The following is an 18,903-nucleotide window of genomic DNA, read 5'->3' as shown; positions in this document are numbered from 1 at the left end:
CGCTCGCTACAGCGCTATCGAGAGCGCGCTCGCGAGCGGCTTCGCTACCGCCGAGCTACACCACCTGTGGGGACGCGACCGTTTCGGAGGCAGTATCGATTGCCCACCTTTCGTTCTTGAGCTCCTTGAAGTTGACGGTTGGGCGCTTCGAAAGCTGGTGATGCTTCGATACCATTACGTTGAAGACGTCTTCCAACAGAAAAATGGTTTCGATGTTCGGGTCCAGCGCGCCTGTCGGGATGTTGAGGTCATCGATGATTGCCACATCCGTCTGCCAGCTTCGAAGCGCGGCGACGCTCTCGGCCGGCTCCATTTCGTCGAACTGAACTGTCAAACGCGGATGCATGTCTACCAGACGGTGTACGACCCTTGGAATGAGAGCCGCAGCGACCGACGGGAAGGCCGCCACGCGAACTTCGCCGGACACTACGGTTTTCAATTCAGCGATTTCCGCACGCGCCGATTCGATCTCCTGAAGTATCCGCTCCGCTCGCTCCACGAGTTGTTGGCCCGCGGCCGTCATGACGACGCCACGACCGCGCCGCTCGATCAGCTTGATTCCCACTTCGTCTTCCAGAAGCGCAATCTGTTGTGACACCGCAGATGGGGAGACGTAGAGCGCTTCCGCCACCGCCGCCATGGTCTTGCGGATCGACAATTCGCGCAACGCGCGCAGGCGACCGATGTCCACTTGGTCCTCCTCGATCCTAACGATCAATCATTAGCATCCCTGAAGATATATGCAAATATTATTAACTTTTTCTGGATCATCGCTCAAACTAACGTTCGGCAGCAGGAAATCCTGACTGTGGAGACTAGCGATGGCCAACTCGCCGAAGGCGTTTTTTTCAACTCACGTCGAGGAGCGCGACCCTCTCGTGGCGAATGCACTTGCTGCAGAACGCGCACGGCAGCAAAACCAGATCGAGTTGATCGCATCCGAGAATATCGTGAGCCGCGCCGTCCTCGACGCGCTAGGCCACGAAATGACGAACAAGACTCTCGAAGGCTATCCGGGCAACCGTTTCCACGGTGGCGGAGAGTTCGTAGACGTCGTCGAGCAGGCTGCGATCGATCGCGCGAAGGAGCTTTTCAACTGCGGTTACGCAAACGTTCAGCCGCACTCGGGCACCCAAGCCAATCTTGCCGTGTTCTTCCTGCTTCTGAAGCCCGGCGATAAGGTTCTTTCGCTGGACCTCGCTGCCGGCGGTCACCTCTCGCACGGTATGAAGGGTAATCTCTCCGGCCGCTGGTTCGACGCCAGCAACTATGGCGTAAATCAGCAGAATGAGGTCATTGATCTCGATGAGATGGCGCGGATCGCAGAAGAAGTGCGCCCCAAGCTGCTCATCACAGGTGGTTCGGCCTATCCGCGCGAACTCAATTTCGAGCGCATGTCGAAGATTGCCAAAAAGGTTGGCGCCTATTTCATGGTTGACATGGCGCATATCGCAGGCCTGGTTGCCGCGGGCGTCCATGCTGTCCTGGCTGACTAGGATGCTCGCCAACTGCAATTCGGAACGGTACGCGATCAACAAAAGCCGGATGTTGCGCCTTGCCGATTACAGCCGCGTTTCGCTCGCAAGCCTTCGTGCAGAGACGGGCATCGAATACGATGGGAGAACGCAGGGAACTCAGCAGCTCTTCCGGACCAAGCAACAGCTCGACGCCTCGGCAAAAGATGTGAAGGCGCTTGCTGCTGATGGAATTCCCTACGAAGCGGTTGACCGCGATGGGTGCATCAGGTCGGAGCCCGCGCTGGCACATGTCCGGGAAAGGATTGTCGCCTCCTCACCCCAAAGAACGAGACCGGGGGCTGCTCCAAATTTGCCAATGCGCTGGCAAAGACGTCTGAGGAACTTGGCGTCAGTACTTTGGAACGGACATTATCCGGCTAGAGGTGGAAAGCGGCCGCGTGCAGGCACCGGGGCTGCGCGCCTGACGCTATAACAGCGACGACTTTATTGTCGCGCGCTTCGGTTGTCTTCCGGGAAAACCCCTCTCCCTTGTCGATTTGAGCCGGTGGCTACTGAACAACGAGGCATGAAAAATCCAACGAGAAGGGTTTCTGCTGAAGAACGGCATCCATAATGGCAGACGCAAGCGGGAAATAAGGGCTCGCTTCGCCGTCGATGCTGGGTTTCTCCAGCGCCATTGTCGCCAGAACCCGCGCAGTATCCACGCCTTCGACCGTTTCGCCAAACAAGTCGCTGGACAAGACATCAAGGACGCTGCGGCCGGTTCCGAGCCCATGGCCGAGGCGGCTGTTGCGCCCTCCGCCGACCGTGACATGCAGATCGCCGAGGCCGGCAAGCCCGAATGCTGTCGCGGCATGGCCGCCCAGTCTCTCGCAAAGCCTTGCCATTTCCAAACTGGCCTGGGTGAAGGCTGCAGCCGTGGGGTTTTTGGACTGACCGTCCGCACGTTTTTGATCGGGATATCGCGTCTGCATGGCGCTGACACCGATCGCAAAGAAATTCTTGAGTGCGGCGCAGGCTTCGACGCCCGTGACGTCGGCTGTCACCGCCAAACGGTAATAGTCCGTTTCCATGATCGCCGCGAACCGTTCGGCGGTCGAAATATCCTGACAGGCGTAAATGCTGGCGGTCGGCAGACGGTTGGCAAGTTCGCGGGCGATACACGGTCCGCCGATGCCGATGAAGGCGCTCATCATGGGAATACGGAACGGAAGCGTTTGGGCATAGGTCGACACGGTAGAACCTGCCGGGTCGAGCCCCTTTGTCACTAAGGCCACCGGACGGGGTGCTGTCATAAGCCGGTTGAGGATGTCGGTCACCCAGGCGATCCCGGGGCTGCTCACTCCGACAATAATGAAATCGGCGTCGCTGAGGTGGTGAGACCGTAGCCCGTCGAAAGGGATCGCCTCCACGTTGTCAGATAGCGCGTAGTCAAGTTTGGGATGAACCCCGCCCGGTTGCCGCATGGCAGTCACGATGTCGCTGTCGAGCGGCGTACCGACGAGCAGCACCGTGTGGTTGTTCTCGGCAGCGGGGACGCATAGGGCTGTACCCATCACACCGGCACCGAGTACGACGATTTTTGCCAAGATGACCTCCTCATGTCGTTTCAATTAGGAGGCGCAGCCGCTAGCGCATCATCGCTGCGACATTGCCGCCGTCCACCGTGATCACGGCGCCGGTGCTGGCCCGAGCCTTGGCGAGATGCACGAAGGCAGCCGCAACGTCGGAACCCGTTACCTCGCGGCCGACGAGGTTGCCACGCATATAGGCCTCCGGTGTCAGGCCGCGCGCGCGGCTTCTCTCGCTGACCATCTCGTCTGTCATCAATCCGGTACGGATCCTGTCGGCGTTGACTGCATTCGACGTGATGCCGGATGCGCCGTGCTCGATCGCGTATTGACGCATCAGCGCCATCAGCGCCGCCTTCGACGTGCCGTAGGGGCCGAAATCCGCCCCGGGATTCACGGCCTGTTTCGACACATTGAAGACGATCGCGCCACCGGTCTTCTGCTTTTCCATCACCTGCACGGCGGCACGAGCCATATAATGATGGGCCCAGAAATTCAGTTCGAATGCCTTCCGGAAGGTATCCTCCGGCACATCGAGCAGCCGGCCCTGAAACGCCGCGCCGGCATTGGAGATCAGGATGTCCACCCCGCCAAAATAGCCTGCCACTTCGGCGATGGCGGCGTCCACTGCGGCGGGATCGGTAACGTCGCAGGCGACGCCGAGCCCGCCCAGCCGCTTGGCCTGGCGTGCCACGGCGTCTTCGGCAATGTCGATCAGCGCAACCTCGGCGCCCTCGGAACGAAGCGCTTCGGCGATGGCCAGACCAAGCCCGCCAGCGGAACCGGTTACCACCGCCACCTGCCGGGTCAGGGGCTTTTCCACCTGCTTGGTCAGTTTGACCTGCTCCAGCGACCAGTATTCAATATCGAACAGATCGGCTTCGGGTAAAGCCTCGAACGATTCGATACCCTCGGCCTTGGTAATCACGTCAATCGTTGCTTCGGCCACATCGGCGCCGACAAGCGCGTTCTTGCGCGTGGCGCCAGCTGCAAACAGGCCGATCCCGGCGACATAGAAGACGCGCGGCATCGGATCGAGCATCGTCTTTCCGCCGCCGACACGGGCATTGTTGCGCTCGAAATAGGCGCGGTACTCCGCTTGGTAGACCGCGACCGCGTCACGGACCACCTCCGCCCATTCGCTCAGAAGCCCCGAGATAGGCGCAGGCAAGGCGATGCCAAAGCGCTTGATATGGATGACGTGTTCGGGTGTCGCATTGCCGCGTTTGACGAGGCCCGCCACCGTCTCGGCGTTGCAAAAGTCGAGCACCTTTTCACTGGTCCGGTGTTCGAGGATGAGACGCTTGGGTGCTCCCTCGACGCCGGTGTCGATGGCGATGGCACCGCGCAGGATCGGCGCGATCTCCGCCACCGTGGCCATCTCCACGGGCAGTTCGACGGGCGTAAAGGGCCTGGGCCGGCCTTTTGCCAACCTCCGTTCAGCCTGGTCGATCTTGTCGATCATGTCCTCATAGGCTGCGCGTGGATCGTCAGACCAAGTGAAAATACCATGCTTGAGAAGGATCATGCCATCGCCCCCGGGATTGGCGCGGAAGGCCGCATCGCACGCCTTGGCCAAGAGGAAGCCAGGCATGACATAGGGAACGATGATCGACTTGGGGAACAGGTCGCGGATGAGGTCTTCGCCATGCGGCTGGTTCGTCAGGGAGACGATCGCATTGGCATGGGTGTGGTCGATATGCTTGAAAGGGAGCAATGCATGCAGGATGGCTTCGACGGACGGGTTCGGTGCGTTCGGGTCCATCAGGAGCCGCCGCTGCAGCATCACCATCTCGTCATCGCTCAATTCGTCGAAACCGACCATGGCCTTCAGGGGCTCTAGCCGAACGGCCGGCAAGCCCTGTGGCTCGATCGTGCCCATATCCCAGCCGCTGCCCTTGACGCAAAGCACATCGACCGAGGCGCCGTCCCGATCGGTAAACGCCGCCTTAACCGACGTATTGCCGCCGCCGTGCAGCACCAGTTCCGGGTCTTGCCCGAGCAGGCGCGTCGTATAGGTCCGAATCGCCAGATCGCGGTTTACGCCCTTTCCGACATAAGCCTCGACCACGGATCCAAGCTCGCTGTCGTTCCATCTCGATTTCATCACTATTTCCTCTCTTCCCGCATCCTCGCGAACCGGGTTGCAAAAACCGAATATCCAATGGGTTCAGTGTCAGACCCGGTTTTCCGTGGCGGCGTCGAAGACATGCACCTTTTCGGGCGCGATCGAAAAACGGACATCCGCATGCGTGTCGAAATGGGCCGACTTGTCGACGATCGCCAGGAACTGACCTTCCGGACCCTCGCAGCAGAGTTGCGCCTCATGCCCCATGCGCTCGATCAGCAGCGAGCGCGCGACAATGGATCCCTGCGGATCGACCGTGACATCGGTCGGACGGACGCCGCAGATAACCCGCTGGCCGGTAAACACCTTTACGGATGGTGCGAGCCGAATGAGGCCCGCCTTGGTTTCGGCAGCCAGCGCACCCTGATCGGCGACGACGACGCCGGTCAGGAAGTTGATCGCTGACGAGCCGATGAAGTCGGCGACATACTTGCTCGCGGGCCTGTCGTAGACATCGTCCGGCGTGCCGATCTGCTCGATCTTGCCGGCCCGCATGACGACGATTTTGTCGGCCATGGTCATGGCCTCTATCTGGTCATGGGTCACATAGATCGTGGTCGTCTTCAGCCTGTTGTGAAGCTGGCGGATTTCGGTGCGCATATGCGCACGCAGCTTGGCGTCGAGGTTGGAAAGCGGCTCGTCGAACAGGAACACCGCCGCTTCGCGCACCATCGCCCGCCCCATGGCGACACGCTGGCGCTGGCCGCCCGAAAGCTCCTTCGGATACCGCTGCAGATAGGGCGTGAGATTGAGGATCTCTGCGGCGTGTTCGACACGCCTCTTGATTTCGGTCGGCGGTCGTTTTGCCACTTCCAGGCTAAACGCAATGTTCTCGTAGACCTTCATGGTCGGATAGAGCGCATAGTTCTGGAACACCATGGCGATGTCGCGGTCGCGCGGATGCACATCGTTGACGCGGCGGCCGGAGATCAGCAGATCCCCATAGGTGACGCTCTCCAGGCCTGCGGTCATGCGCAACAGGGTGGTCTTCCCACAGCCGGACGGCCCGAGCAGAACGACGAACTGGTGATCCTCGATCAAAAACGAGATATCCCGCATGATATTGAAGGCACTGAAAGATTTGCCGATGCGCTGATACTCTACGGTTGCCATGAACTTCTTCTCCACGCGTCTTTCAATTTTCATTGTTCACTACAGCCGGATCGCCGGATGTAGTGTCAGTATCTCTGCCGGGTCGGGGTGATGACGATTTCCTGCACGATCGCCTTCTGCGGAAGATTGTAGGCATTGAGGATCAGCTCCGCGACGATATCGGCGGAAATGCCGCCGCCGATCGCCTCCTTGTTGGCCTTGTAGCTGGCCAGCGTATTCTCGTCCTTCACATGATCCAGCACTTCCGTGTCAATAATGCCGGGCGGCAGGACGATGACGCGCACATCGTGCGGCGCCAAATATTCGCGGAGGCTTTCCGAGACCGCATGGACGAAATACTTGGTGCCGCAATAGACCGTGTGGTCCGGATAGGACTTGCGGCCTGCAATCGAACTCATCATCATCAGGGTGCCGTGGCGATGTGCGATCATGCCTTTCATCACCGCATGGACGGAATTCATCACGCCCTTGGTGTTGATGTCGATCATCTCGTCCCACTCTTCGGGTGGCTGCTTGGCGATGTCGCCGAGACGGGCGATGCCGGCATTGGCGAACATCATATCCACCGGTCCGAATTGCGCTTCGGCATCGGCAACGGCTGCAGCCAGTGCGGCGCGATCACGCACATCGACCTGTTTCAGCACGGCGTTCGGCAGTCCGAGCGCCTGCAGCCGGTCGAGACGGCGCGCCATCAGCAGCACCGGGTGACCGGCTGCCGAAAAAGCCCGCGCCGTCGCCTCGCCGATGCCAGAGCTCGCGCCTGTAATTGCAATCAGCGGCTTGTCCGCCATGTTTCAGCCTTCCGCACTGTTCTGGGTAGTCGATCCCCGAGAAGCGTTGCCATTGGCGAGGGCTAGAGGACATCGCAACTCGGGAACCGGTTCGTTGACGGCAGCGGAAACCGCCGCCCGTCCAATCAACCCTTCATCACTTTGCCAACCTGCGCAGCGATGTCGTCGAGGGCCTCCTTCGGCGAGCCGTAGCTGCCGGCGAAATACTTGCCGAGGCCGACGGGGATCGTATCGGTGGAAAGCTGAGCCCATTCCGGCAGATCCGGCTCGGAGCCCATATACTTGGCGATTGTCTCGCGCACGACCGGCAGGTGCCGGGTCGTACCGGCACCGACGCGGGCGTTGCCGAGCACGCGCGGATCGTCATAGACGCTGGCGCGGGTCGGACCCGTGCCGCCACCGAGCGTGGTGACCAGGGCCTGCGTGTCGGCGCAGGTCGCCCACTGCATGAACACCCACGCCGCATCCGGACTCTTGGAGTATTTTGACACGGCAAGCGACGACCCGCCCTGATGGCCGACGCCGGGGATTTCGCCGTAACCGGTTTCCTTGACGGTGCGGAGCGCGATCGGCTGCGGCGGTACCGCAACTTCGCAGAGGCCCGAAACCTTGGTCTGGGTCGGGTCGTCGAAATAGGGGAAGAACTCGCCCCACGATAGCATGGACGCCGCAACACCCTGTGCCACCGACTGGCCCTGGCCGTCCCAGGTCCAGCCATCGACGCCAGGAGGCATCGTTGCCTTGAGCTTCGTCCAGTAGTCCAGCGCCGCGACGCCCTTTTCGTCGTTACCGGTGAACTTGCCGTCCGGTCCGAAGATCGAGCCACCATGGCCCCAGAGCCACGCCGTCCAGTCGCATTCCAGGCTGTAATGGCCGGATTTCATCTGGCCGCTGGTGCCGTAGACGTTCGGGCCCATTTCGTCGGTGATGGTCTTGGAGTTGGTGTACAGCTCTTCAAGTGTCGCCGGCGCCTTGAGGCCTAGCTTCTCGTAGATATCCTTGCGATAGATCATGATGAAGATCGGGATATCGTAGGGGACGCCGACCCAGCGGTCTTTGTATTTGGCGATGCCGTCGACCAGCGCCGGCAGGAAATCATCGATGTTGTAGTTCGGCATGGCCAGATCGGGCTTGGCCTCGATCTGCTCGCGCGGATCGAAAACGTCCTGGCTGAAGGAGGCCGCCCAGCTCTGGTCGATATAGTAGAGGTCGTAGGTGCCGAGCGATGAGGCCACGTCGAGTGTCAGCTTCTGCAGAACCTGCTCCAGCGGAAGAACCTCGATCTCGACCTTGATGCCGGTCGCTTCCTCGAAGTACTTCTTCAGCTGCGAGTTGATGGCGTTTGACGGTGGCGTCGATTCCGTAGCGAGTTTGAGCGTGGTGCCGGCAAAAGGCTTGCCGACGTCCTGCAGCCACTTGATCACTTCCGGCGACGGCTGCAGCGCTTCCTGTGCATTGGCCTGCGAGAGCCCGCCAAACGGCCCGCGTCCCATTCCCATGCCGAGCGCACCTGCACCCAGGCCCAGCTTTCCGGCGGCCATCAGGAAGTCGCGGCGGCCCATTTGACCTTTGACGAACCTGTCCGTGATCGACGCGAGATAGTTCTTTCTGATACTGTCCTTCATCCTCTTCTCCTCCACTTTTAAACGGACGACAGAATTGCCGGCCGAATATTCAAGCGCCCTGCGCGCCGAATTACTGTTTCAGCGACCCCATCGTCAGGCCGCGCACCAGATGGCGCTGGACCAGCAGGATCACGATAAAGGCTGGCACGATGGCCGCTGCACCCAGCGCCGCCATATTGCCCCAGGCCGTTCCGATCGATGTCACGAAGGTCGACGACACTACCGGCACGGTCTTCAGGCCGGTCTGCGTCAGCGTCAGCACGAACAGGAATTCCGTCCAGCTGAAGATGAAGCAGAGAACCGCTGTCGCCGCGATGCCGCCCTTGGCCATCGGCAGGACGATGCGCCGGAAAATCGTCCAACGCGACGCGCCGTCGAGCAGTGCGCTCTCGTCGATCTCGGACGGAATATCGTCGAAGAAGCTCTTCAAGAGCAGCACCGCCAGCGGCAGGTTCATCAGGCCGTGGATCAGGATAACGCCGATATACGTATCGAGCAGGCTGAACTGCTTGAAGATGAAGAACATCGGGATGGCGACGGCGACCGGCGGCATCATGCGGGTTGACAACACCCAGTTAACGAACTCGTGGCGTCCGCGAAAATTCATGCGCGACAGCGAGTAGGCGGCCAGGGTGGCGACGACGATGGCAAGGACGGTCGACATCGAGGCGACAACGATCGAATCCCAAAGTCGGGGCGCCATGTAGAAATTGCCGCCGCCGGGATTGACCGTTTCCTGCCTGCCGAAACCGAAGCCGAGCGAAATGCCAAACACCTGCTCGAAATTCTTGAGCGTCGGTTCGAAGACGAAAAATTTCGGCGGCCAGTTGAAAATGTCCTTGGCGTTGCGAAAGGCGACCGACGTCCAGAAGTAGATTGGGAAGAAGAAGGCTCCAACGACGAGCCAGCCGGTGATCGTGCGCAATGTTCGGGTGCCAGCGCTCTGGTGCATGTTACCACCTCACCTTGAAGACTTTGATGAAGACGTTGGCCATGATCATCACCATTGCCAGGCTGACGAGGCTCAGCGTCGCGCCATAACCCCATTTCAGGAACGAGAACGTCTGTTGCCAGGCATAAAGGCTGACAGTATAGGTGGCCGTTCCCGGGCCGCCCGAGGTCATGACGAAGACGTAGTCGAACACCCGGAAGAGATCGATGCCGCGCAGCAGCACCGCGACTGCGATCACCTTCGACATCATCGGCAGCGTCAGCCGGCGGAACATCTGGAAGGACGAGGCGCCATCGATCATCGCTGCTTCATAGGGCTCGGCCGGCAGCGAGCGAAGGCCAGCCATGAAGATGAGCACCATGAAGGGCGTCCACTGCCAGATTTCCGCAACGAGCACACCGGCCAAGGCCAAGGATGAGGTCGCGAGAATAGGCGTTGACTTGTCGAGAAGGCCCATCGTGTTTAGCAGATAGGGCAAGACCCCGAATTGCGGATCCTCCATCAGCAGGAACATCATTCCGGCGATGGCAGGCGGGATGACCAACGTCATCGACAGGGTAGCGCGCAGCACGCCGAAGCCCGGCAGTTCGGCATCGAGCAGCATCGCGATCGCCATGCCGAGGATGATTTCGAACACCAGCGCGATGAAGAAATAGAGGAAGGTGACGCCAAGCGCGCTCCAGAAACGCGTGTCGTTCCAAAGCTGAATCCAATTCGCCATACCGACGAATTTCAACGCGCGCTGTTTCGGCACGAATTCGTGGAAGCTCAGCCAGATATTGTAGATCAACGGGTAGATGGTGAACACGACCAGCAGGCTGACGAGCGGCAACAGCCACGGCCAGGGCGAATCTGAAATCGCTAAACGCCTCACCTGTGTGACGGACATTCCGTGCTCCTCCCAAGGGCGGATGCCGGCCTATGCGCCTCAAACCGGCGCTTCGGCCTTCTCCTGGCCTGTACCCGCTCCTCTGCGGGTTCGGGCCTCGAACCTGTTTCTCGTCCTCTCCGGCACAACCCGGCTCATGTCCTTCGTTCGGCCAGCGGCGCGTCCTATCGCGCCACAGCAATCCCCTTGCGGTCCGCCTTGCGTGCGGAGCGCTCCTCGGCCATCCATACGTCCAGTTCGGCGATCTGGTCCTTGCGCATGCGGATGCCGGCCTTGGTCCGGCGAAAAACCGCGTCCTCTGCGGTCCGTGCAAATTCGCGCTGCATCAGGAAACGGACTTCCGCCTCGGTTAGATCGGGACCGAAGGTGCGGCCCAGATCGGCCCTGACCCGCGAACCGGCGAGAATATCTCTGGCTTCGATCCCGTAATGCCTGACAAGGCGGCGGGCGGCGCGCTTGTCGAGAAAGGTGTATTCGAGGCTCAGGTCCTGTGCGAGCCGGTCCGCCCCGTCCGCCGGAAAATCACCGCCTGGCAAACGCTGTCGCCCGGTCCATCCCGCCTTGTACGTCCATTGCGGGAAACGTCCCGCCAGCACGCGCAACGCATCCTCGGCAAGGCAGCGATAGGTGGTGATCTTGCCGCCGAAGACGCTCAGAAGCGGAGCTTCATTATCGGCGCCATCGACTTTCAGCACATAGTCGCGCGTCGTCTCCTGCGCAGTGGCAGCACGGTCGTCATAAAGGGGACGGACACCGGAATAGGTCCAGACGACATCGGCCGGCGTCACAGCGCGCTTGAAATAAGAGGACGCTGCCTTGCAGAGATAATCGACCTCGTCATCCGATATGCGGACTTCTTCCGGTTCGCCCTTGTAGTCGACGTCCGTCGTCCCAATTAGCGTGAAGTCTTCCTCATAGGGGATGGCGAAGAAAATACGCCCGTCGGGATTCTGGAAGATGTAGCAGCGGTCATGGTCATAAAGGAAAGGCACGACGATATGCGAGCCCTTGACGAGCCGGATAGATCCGGCCGCGTTTCGGCCAATCGCTGTTGCCAGAACCTGATCCACCCACGGACCGGCGGCATTGACGAGCGCCCGCGCACGGATGGTCTCGACCACGCCCGTTTCCACGTCCTCGACACTCACATGCCAGAGCCCTTTTTCCCGCAGAGCCCGGATGCAGCGGGTACGCGTGCGGATGTCGGCGCCATAGGTTTCGGCATCGCGAGCATTGAGCACCACCAGGCGATTGTCCTGCACCCAGCAGTCGGAATATTCGAACCCAACCGAGGAGACATCCCGCAGCGATGCACCGGCCGGATGGCGCGACAATCGCAGCGTTTTCGTGCCCGGCAGTTTTTGTCGTCCGCCGAGGTGATCGTAGAGGAACAGGCCAAGCCGCAGCAGCCAGGCTGGCCGAAGGCCCTTGCGATGCGGCAGCACGAAGCGCAGCGGCCAGATGATATGCGGCGCGATCCGCCACAACACTTCCCGCTCGCTCAGCGCATGGCGCACCAGCTTGAACTTGTAATGTTCCAGATAGCGCAGCCCACCGTGAATAAGCTTGGTCGAGGCCGAGGAGGTCGCCGAGCCGAGATCCGATTTCTCGCAGAGAAAGACGCTCAGGCCGCGACCGGCCGCATCGCGGGCAATGCCCGCGCCATTGATGCCGCCGCCAACGATTGCGAGATCGTAGAGGGGAGCCGTCATGCCGCAACCCTCCCCTTGCGCGCATCGAGAATGCGGTTGGCGACTTCGACAAATCCATGCCCACCCTCATGCAACGTCACATAGGCGGGCTCCGAGTCGATCCGCCCGCGAAATCGCAACACATTGGCAACGCCGCAGGCATTGGGGAAAAAATGGAACATCGGCGCGTCATTGGGGCTGTCACCGACGAACACGACTTTGTCCTTGTGGCCGTCGATATCCAACCCCAGCACATCGGCGGCAAACCGCCGCGTCATGGTCAGCTTGTCATAGGCGCCGTACCAGCCATTGACGTGGATCGACGAAACCCTGGCGACCGCGCCCTCCTCCTCGAAGATCCGTTTGATGCGCTCCACCTCGCTGGCGGACAGCGGGGGGACGTCCTCGCAGAAATCGATGGCAAGATCAGCCTCGCGATAGGGCTGATCGGCAGAGATCGCCGTACCCGGCACTTCGGCCAGAATGCGCGCCCGTACCGCTTCAAGTTTTTTGCGATCACTGGCGCGCTGGTCGTCATTGATCGCAAAGACCCGGCGCATCCGCCGGCTGTCCTGATGATAGGAGAAATAGAAGGCGCCATTCTCGCCGACGACACCGGAAACCGGCCACATCCGGGCGATCATGTCGCACCAGCCGGCCGGACGGCCGGTGATCGGCGCGACGGCAACCCCCGCAGCCTGAAGCCGCTCCAGCGCTTCATAGGCGCAGGCCGGCAGCCGGCCGTCATTGGTCAGTGTGTCGTCAATATCCGCAAACAGAGTGCTAATCCTGCCTGCATCCTCGACTGGCATTTCGGAGATCGAGCGCATGGCCTCAAACCTCCCCGCCAACAAAATCCTCAAGAATGCCGGCATCGGCGGCAATGTCGAGGAAGGAGTAGCGATTGCGCATCTCGCGGCAATGGATAACCGCCTCGCGATAGAAGTGGGGCGGCACACCGAGTTCCCTGGCCGTCGTCGGCCCACCCGCCGCCGTCAGTAGCCGGGTCATTTCATCGACTGGGATGACGAAGGCCTTCAATTCCTCGCGCAGGACCGGCCAGAGATCGGCGATCTTGTCGTTGAGCGCGCCAATTGCCCTGTCGCTGAAAATCTTGGGCTGAATCTCAGTATAACATTGTCTTGCAATGTCAGCACCCATGCGACGCGCCATATCGCCGACGTCGATCCTGGTTGCCTTCATCACCGGTGGCGTGGCGTTTTCCAGGAATTGGCGCTGCAGCCGGGCCATGGTCAGTACCCCGACGCCCACCTGCTGGCCGTGCAGGGTGCCGGGATGCTCGGCTCCGGCGAAACAATCGATGTAATGCGAAATCTGATGCTCGCCCATCGAGCCGTGGTTGGACATCCCGGTAAACGACACACCAAGTCCGCAGAGCGTCAGCACGCGATAGAGATAGCCATTAGCTGCGACATCGCCGCTGCCGATGCCTTCGGCGCGCCGGTTGAGCTCGATCTCGTCCCGCTCCTGGATAACATAGGGAAGGTTTGAATAGACTGTTCCGAACAAGCGGTGCGAGAGCCACCAGTCGACCTGCGCCACCGAACGAACAAGGCAGTCGGCAAAGCCCGCAGCGGACAGATAGGTCGGCGCGGATGCCGCGACGCCAAGATCGACGAAAAAACCAGCCGGCGCATGCGACGGTAGCGAGACCTTGAGCCCGCTTGCTAGCGTGATAGACGCCGTCGTTGACGTATAACCGTTCATCGAGGCGGCGGTGCCGAAGATGCAATAGCGGCGGTTGTCGAGGCCGGTAACATATTTGACCAAGTCGTTGATCGTGCCCGACCCGACCGCGACTACGCCCTCGGCACCGTTCAGCTTTTCGGTCAACTGCGCCACATTGGCCATGTCGGCATGCGGATGATCGAGGAGGATGGTTTTGACTGGACCGAGCTTTTCGAGTGCACCCGCGACACGTGCGCCCATTGCCTCCCAGGTCGCATGATCGGCAACCACGGTGTGGCTCCCGCCGAGCGCGAGGTCTGCTACCAGTTCGGCTTCGCGCCCTTCCAGACTTTCCGCAATGACAATCGACTCATAGGGCGCGACAGCACGCTTTCCGGACTCCGGATTGACCCAGCGTCCTCCCACCACGTCATCGATAAGGGCGTTCCAACCGCCCTCGGGAGCGTTTGCCACGCTGCCCTGGTTCCTTGCCGTTTCCATTCCCGAAGTCCGTTTTTTCAGATGTTGGCAAATGACACCACGGTGTGACACTTGTCAATACACATGACAGAGCATGTTGACATTTGCCATCCGATGCCGCCTGATGGGATCGAACAACAAGAAAATTCGAGGAAAAAGATGCAGGACGCAGGTGTCACCCTGCCCACGGAATTCGACGACGCCGTCACTTGGGCGGCTTGGCTCTACTACGCCGACGAGATGACCCAGGGCGAAGTCGCCACGACGCTGAATGTCTCGCGCGCAACCATCGTCAACTATCTGCAGGAGGCGCGGGAACGTGGCATCGTGTCGATCCGCATTAACACGCATGCGAGCGGCCGCACCCGGATCGCGCGTGGCCTGATGGAAAAATTCGGCCTTCAAGGCGCGCTGGTCATCCCCTCGACCGGAGATCGCGATCTCGTGCGCAGGTTGGGAAATGCCGGAGCACGGGTTCTGGCCGAACAGGTGGCGACGGGAGACGTGATCGGGGTGGCTTGGGGACGCACCGTGCTTTCGGTCGCGGACCAGATTTCCCTTCCGGAACCGGTCCCAAATCTTACCGTGGTCCAGGTCTCGGGAAGTTCGACGGGCGAACCGGATTTTTCGCCCGAATTGTGCACCTCGCTCCTGTCGAGCCGGATCGGCGCGCGTTGCGTAAACCTTCTTGCCCCAGCTATTTTGTCGACCAGGGAACTCAGGGCGATGCTGCTAGACGAACCGGTGTTGAAGAAACAGTTCGATCTCATACACTCGACTAATCGCATACTGTTCGGCGTCGGCGATGTCGGCCCGAATAGCACCGTCCGTGCGTCCGGGATCGCAAGTCAGGCTGAAATCGACGCTTATGTCGAAAATGGCGCCGTCGCGGTCATCATCGGTCGCTTCATTGACGCGCATGGTCGTGCCGTGGGCGGGGATCACGACGAGCGAATGGTTGGAATCGCGCTGGAAGAGCTGATCCAGACGCCCAACAGGATTTGCGTAGCGGGTGGAAGCGGCAAGATCGAGGCCATTAGTGCGACGCTTGAAGGTGGCTACTCGACGCACTTCGTCACCGACATGGCCACGGGAGAGGCCTTGCTGGCGGTTTGACCATCACAAGCGGGGGCCGGACAGCCGCTGCATGTGGAGGGGAACCCAACTGCGTCGCACCGGCTCGTCCCGAGGCGGATCGCTTTTTCGGAGAGGAGCCGCTTTCATGCAGTCAGAGGAACGGTATGTCATTGGGATCGATTCATCGACGCAATCGGTGAAAGCTATTGCCTGGTCGAAAGACGGGCAGCCCTGTTTCGAGGGTCGTTCGCCGCACACGCTGTCAAGCCCCGACGCCTATCGCGCCGAACAGGATCCAAACGAGTGGTGGAGCGCGGCTATCACTGCGTTGAAGGCCGTGACCGATACTATCGCACCGGACCGCATCGATGGCGTGGCGATTTCTAATCAGCGCGAGACAATGGCGCTGCTGGACGACCAGGGGCGTCCGTTGGCTCCCGCCACGGTCTGGCTCGACCGGCGCGCTCGGGACATGCCTGCAATCCTTGCAAACGAACTGGGCGCAGAGACTTTACATGCCATATCAGGCAAGCCGGTCGATATCCTTCCCTGCGTCTATCGCCTGCGCTGGATGCGTACTCACCAACCAGATCTGCTTGATAAGGCCACTCATATTCTGTCCGTACATGACTATCTGACGATGCGCCTGTGCGGCGCGCCTCAGGCGACATGGACCAGCGCCGATCCGTTCGGCATTTTCGATATCGTCAGCAAAACCTGGTCGACGAAAATACTCGATCATCTGATGATCGATGAGGCCAAGTTTCCATCGCTCAATCCGCCGGCCTCCCAAATCGGCGCCGTCTCGCAGGAAGCCGCTGCAGAGACCGGGTTGAGACCGGGCACGCCGATCTTTGCCGCCGGCGGAGATGGTCACTGCGCCGCCCTTGGCGTCGGCGCGATCGAACCGGGAACGGTCTATCTCAATCTCGGAACGGCGGTTGTGGGTGGCGTCTGGTCGGCGACGCCGGAATTGAGCGGGCATTGGCGGACGCTGGTATCGCCTACCGGCGACGGTTATATCTTGGAGAGCGTACAGCGCGGCGGTGCTTTTTTCGTGAATTGGCTGCTCGATAATTTCGCTGGTGGACGCGCGGATGCGGCGGTTTTCCAACGACTGGAGGCGGAGGCTATGCGCCTGCCCGTCGGCTCTGACGGGCTAATGGTTTGCCCGTACCTGATGGGATGTATGGATCCCTACTGGGATGAAAATGCGCGGGCGAGTTTCACGGGCTTCGGGCCGGATCATGGAATGGGTCATCTCTATCGCGCATCACTCGAGGCGATCACGCTCGAATTTGCAAGGAGCTTGCAGCAGATGAGGGCCAAGGGGCTTGCGGCCGCGCGCATCTTCGTGATCGGCGGTGGTGCTTCGAGTCTGCTGTGGCGAAAGATGGTTTCAGATGCGACAGGGCTTCCTGTCCATCGCAGCCTCTCGAACGAGGCATCGGCACTCGGTGCAGGCATGTCGGCTGCGGTGGGTGCCGGGTGGTACACGAATTTCCACGAAGCGAAAAATGCCATGGCGCGGACGACCGAAGCACTTGCGCCTGATCCTGCCGCTTACCAAGATTGGCTTATCCTCTCCGAAAGACAGGCCCATGTTTACATCAACAATCGCGAACGGTGATTGACTTCATGAAGCCTGTCGGTGGTGTCTACGCTGAGGTCGGCAGACGAGCCCAAGCGAACTGGGGCGGCATCGCTCGGAAGTCGGAAGTCGAACTAGTTCGAATCCTGTCGGGTGCGCCATTTTTACCATACGTTTTTCGGCGGCGGCAGAGCATGACGGGCTTCTTCAACCAGGAGCCTGACCATGACCCATCCCGCATCGCATGCATGATCACCGCCAGCTTGCGCGCTAGGGCCACGGCCGCTCGCTTGAAGCCAAGCCGTTCTTTCAGTTCCAACGCCCAGGTTCGCAGAGTGCTGGTGTCCGTTGATCGGTTCAGGATGACCGCCGCCGCCTCGTACAGAAGTCCGCGGAGCTGACTATCGCCACGGCGCGAGATATGACCGTCATGATCGATCTCGCCGGACTGATAGCGCCTCGGCGTCAGGCCCACCCACGCGCCCACTGTGCGAGAGTTCCTGAAGTTCGCGGGATTCTCCACGGCTGCGGCAAAGGCGGTGGCTGTGACAGTGCCTACACCGGGCACTGACATGAGCAGTCGGCAGTGCTGGTCATTACGCGCCATCGCTGCCAACTGTTTGCTCAGCTCTGCTGTCTGGTGCCGGATATCACTCCAGGCCCGAAGCATCGGAACCACGATCCGCGCCAGCTTGTCCTCACCTTGAAGAAGGTCGCGGACGTTGCGCTCGAACACACTGCCGGCGCCCTTGGGCACGACGAGGCCGAACGTCTTCATCAGCCCGCGAATCTGGTTGGATATCTGCAACCGCATCTGAGAAGCTGGCGCCGTGCGGTGATCAGCGTGCGGATCAGCATGCTGTCAAAACCCTTGACCCGAACTTCTCGGTAGAAACCGACCTCGGCAGATGTGCCAGGCCATCCGCATCATTCGCGTCGGTCTTGTTCGCGGCCAAATCGAGCGCGGCCTTGGCATGCCGCGCGTCGATGCAGATCGCGGGCAGTCCCTCTGCCGTCAACGGTGGTAGAACCACACCGACAGCGGCCCCGTCTCGAATACCACCCGCCGGACCTGGGGTGCTTGCGGATTGCCGCCGCAATCAGTTGCGGGTCGGACGCGCACTTGCCCCGCCAGATCCTCTGCCGTCCTGACGGATCGAAATTGCCGTCTCTTTCGTGGATACGTCGAGAGCGATATACTGCTTATGGCTGTCCTCCGTTCGATGCCTGGGCCTGGTGTCAATCGAGAGCCCGTTCTTCATCCTATCGGGGGAAAGCCAGCCGGCTAGAGGTTCGAACATCGCCGCCACGTCTCAGGTGGCCACCGCTCCCGCAATTATGCTTCGGACGGGCGAGCTATTTGATCCACACGGAGGAACGCGAGCCGCGGCCTGATACTTCAGTCGCTCGCTAGCGACGATTCCGTCAGACCATTCCACCAACAGCGTTCTTACAGGGGACGCATCGAGCTGTCCCTGCCGGGACGTGGCTGAGACCATTCCGCGAAGCGGGAAGCAACTGCCTCGGCAGCAGATTGCGCAACGAACACAGGAAGATCTCACCTGCGAAACTCATCCTGCGGCGATCTTGCATCGACCGCGAAGACGACCCTGTACCCCGCATGCGGACGAACGAGCATCGACAGAAAGGACGACGGCCTTGCACTCACTGGGTTTGGACACCAGTTCGAGAGCCCTGAGGCGCTGCTGTCACGTGGGATGGCTGCCTCGCAGGCGCCGCCCGCCGATAGCTCATGGGCGGCTTGAGGCGGCGATCGCGGGATAGTCGGTATAGCCGGCGGGGCCGCCGCCATAGAGCGTCGCCGAGT

13 protein-coding genes and 3 pseudogenes are annotated in these 18,903 nt (G+C 60.7%); 4 read left to right on the top strand and 12 right to left on the bottom strand.

All coding sequences use genetic code 11. The annotated features are described in order from the left end of the window. Positions 1-55 precede the first annotated feature (55 nt). Complete coding sequence (locus tag NKH03_RS31165) at positions 56-691, bottom strand: LysR family transcriptional regulator (RefSeq protein WP_352972686.1); 636 nt, start codon at positions 689-691, stop codon at positions 56-58. Between the two features lie 130 nt (positions 692-821). Between NKH03_RS31165 and NKH03_RS31160 the strand changes: the two are divergent. Both NKH03_RS31160 and NKH03_RS31155 read left to right on the top strand, forming a co-directional pair. Continuing rightward, a pseudogene (locus NKH03_RS31160) lies at positions 822-1,478 on the top strand (2-methylserine hydroxymethyltransferase); the annotation flags it as partial. After that, positions 1,474-1,921, top strand: a pseudogene (locus tag NKH03_RS31155) (FAD-dependent oxidoreductase); the annotation flags it as partial. The pseudogenes NKH03_RS31160 and NKH03_RS31155, both read left to right, overlap by 5 nt. Before the next feature lie 105 nt (positions 1,922-2,026). On the opposite strand, the gene NKH03_RS31150 reads toward NKH03_RS31155, so the two are convergent. The 10 genes from NKH03_RS31150 to NKH03_RS31105 form a co-directional block, all read right to left on the bottom strand. Continuing rightward, entirely contained in the window at positions 2,027-3,067 is a 1,041-nt protein-coding gene (locus NKH03_RS31150; RefSeq protein ID WP_352869742.1) for an NAD(P)H-dependent glycerol-3-phosphate dehydrogenase, read from the bottom strand. Positions 3,068-3,107: 40 nt separating this feature from the next. Next, the gene (locus tag NKH03_RS31145; RefSeq protein WP_352882076.1) at positions 3,108-5,156 is read right to left on the bottom strand and encodes a bifunctional aldolase/short-chain dehydrogenase; all 2,049 of its coding nucleotides are present in this window, start codon (positions 5,154-5,156) and stop codon (positions 3,108-3,110) included. 69 nt (positions 5,157-5,225) lie between these two features. Further along, a complete protein-coding gene (locus NKH03_RS31140) occupies positions 5,226-6,290 on the bottom strand; it encodes an ABC transporter ATP-binding protein (protein WP_352869746.1) in 1,065 nt (354 codons plus the stop codon). A gap of 65 nt (positions 6,291-6,355) precedes the next feature. Next, positions 6,356-7,081: an SDR family oxidoreductase gene (locus NKH03_RS31135; RefSeq protein ID WP_352882074.1), complete on the bottom strand. Its 726-nt coding sequence runs from the start codon at positions 7,079-7,081 to the stop codon at positions 6,356-6,358. Between the two features lie 125 nt (positions 7,082-7,206). Then, positions 7,207-8,706, bottom strand: coding sequence for an ABC transporter substrate-binding protein (locus NKH03_RS31130; protein WP_352882073.1), 1,500 nt, complete (start codon positions 8,704-8,706; stop codon positions 7,207-7,209). 70 nt (positions 8,707-8,776) lie between these two features. After that, positions 8,777-9,658: a carbohydrate ABC transporter permease gene (locus NKH03_RS31125; protein ID WP_352869752.1), complete on the bottom strand. Its 882-nt coding sequence runs from the start codon at positions 9,656-9,658 to the stop codon at positions 8,777-8,779. A 1-nt stretch (position 9,659) separates the two neighbouring features. Beyond that, positions 9,660-10,547, bottom strand: coding sequence for a carbohydrate ABC transporter permease (locus NKH03_RS31120; RefSeq protein ID WP_352972684.1), 888 nt, complete (start codon positions 10,545-10,547; stop codon positions 9,660-9,662). A gap of 164 nt (positions 10,548-10,711) precedes the next feature. After that, positions 10,712-12,259 carry a glycerol-3-phosphate dehydrogenase gene (glpD, locus tag NKH03_RS31115; RefSeq protein ID WP_352869756.1) on the bottom strand — a complete coding sequence of 516 codons (1,548 nt, stop codon included), beginning with the start codon at positions 12,257-12,259 and terminating at the stop codon, positions 10,712-10,714. Next, the gene (locus tag NKH03_RS31110) at positions 12,256-13,068 is read right to left on the bottom strand and encodes an HAD-IIB family hydrolase (protein WP_352972682.1); all 813 of its coding nucleotides are present in this window, start codon (positions 13,066-13,068) and stop codon (positions 12,256-12,258) included. The genes glpD and NKH03_RS31110 overlap by 4 nt, the downstream gene beginning before the upstream one ends. 4 nt (positions 13,069-13,072) lie before the next feature. Continuing rightward, the gene (locus NKH03_RS31105) at positions 13,073-14,428 is read right to left on the bottom strand and encodes a sn-glycerol-1-phosphate dehydrogenase (RefSeq protein WP_352869760.1); all 1,356 of its coding nucleotides are present in this window, start codon (positions 14,426-14,428) and stop codon (positions 13,073-13,075) included. A gap of 138 nt (positions 14,429-14,566) precedes the next feature. Here NKH03_RS31105 and NKH03_RS31100 point away from each other — a divergent pair, with 138 nt between their 5' ends. Next, positions 14,567-15,523, top strand: coding sequence for a sugar-binding transcriptional regulator (locus NKH03_RS31100; protein WP_352869762.1), 957 nt, complete (start codon positions 14,567-14,569; stop codon positions 15,521-15,523). Positions 15,524-15,629: 106 nt separating this feature from the next. Continuing rightward, positions 15,630-17,114: a xylulokinase gene (locus NKH03_RS31095; protein ID WP_352882066.1), complete on the top strand. Its 1,485-nt coding sequence runs from the start codon at positions 15,630-15,632 to the stop codon at positions 17,112-17,114. 199 nt (positions 17,115-17,313) lie between these two features. On the opposite strand, the pseudogene NKH03_RS31090 reads toward NKH03_RS31095, so the two are convergent. Continuing rightward, positions 17,314-18,337 (bottom strand): annotated as a pseudogene (locus tag NKH03_RS31090) (IS110 family RNA-guided transposase); the annotation flags it as partial. Between the last annotated feature and the right edge of the window lie 566 nt (positions 18,338-18,903).

This window comes from Mesorhizobium sp. M1406, assembly GCF_040317555.1.
In the GTDB taxonomy this organism is placed as follows: Bacteria; Pseudomonadota; Alphaproteobacteria; order Rhizobiales; family Rhizobiaceae; genus Mesorhizobium.
Note: the sequence above shows the minus strand (reverse complement) of the source record. Positions and strands in the feature narration are given on the sequence as shown.